This is a genomic window from Arsenophonus endosymbiont of Bemisia tabaci Q2, assembly GCF_902713415.1.
Taxonomy (GTDB): Bacteria; Pseudomonadota; Gammaproteobacteria; order Enterobacterales; family Enterobacteriaceae; genus Arsenophonus.
On record NZ_CACTIE010000208.1, the window covers coordinates 1 to 611 of the forward strand.

At 37.8% G+C, this 611-nt stretch carries 2 protein-coding genes; both read right to left on the reverse strand.

Translation table 11 applies throughout. The annotated features are described in order from the left end of the window. Nucleotides 1-267 precede the first annotated feature (267 nt). Nucleotides 268-438 (reverse strand): hypothetical protein, encoded by a 171-nt coding sequence (locus tag ARSQ2_RS13185; RefSeq protein ID WP_238334448.1) that lies wholly within the window; start codon nt 436-438, stop codon nt 268-270. Next, nucleotides 435-551: an antiterminator Q family protein gene (locus tag ARSQ2_RS13190; RefSeq protein ID WP_238334449.1), complete on the reverse strand. Its 117-nt coding sequence runs from the start codon at nt 549-551 to the stop codon at nt 435-437. The genes ARSQ2_RS13185 and ARSQ2_RS13190 overlap by 4 nt, the downstream gene beginning before the upstream one ends. Nucleotides 552-611: the final 60 nt, after the last annotated feature.

The window sequence follows — 611 nt, forward strand, 5'->3', positions numbered from 1 at the left end:
TTGTTCCTCCTTCTTTAATAAATAATAATGAAGGGTTTGTGTTATCACTATTTTGCGTTGTATTAGTGTTTGTCATCTTTTTACATCCTTATTTTAAATAAAATTAATAATATACACTAAACTTTAAGATAAAGGGAGATAAAGCCAGATAGCGCTTACTGTAGTGCGCCGGCTTTTTTTTGGATTTCCTGAAATTGTCTTATTTTTAGTGTATCGACTTTTTAATGTATCGACGATATCATTTGGAGTATCAGCTAAATCGCTAACTTATAACACATTACCAAACTTTTTGCGGACCGCACTAATACTTTTTTCACTTTTTTGTGTGGCATAAATTTTAACCTCGGGGTCCGTGTCTAATCGCACGGCCAGCTGGGATAAGCACCCGTCAATAAATCCTTCTGCAATCTGCAATTTTGCCCGAATCAGCAGGCTCATCCACCCGACACCCGACGTCGGCGAGCGATGGCACGCTTTGAATAGCCCTTAACGTAATACGCAATAATCAAACTTAGCTCTTCCGGCTGGCGAACTTTTTTCAATTGCAACACGCAATTATAGCTAAGCGACTTAATTTTGATTACACCATATTGAGTGCGAAGAAAATATCT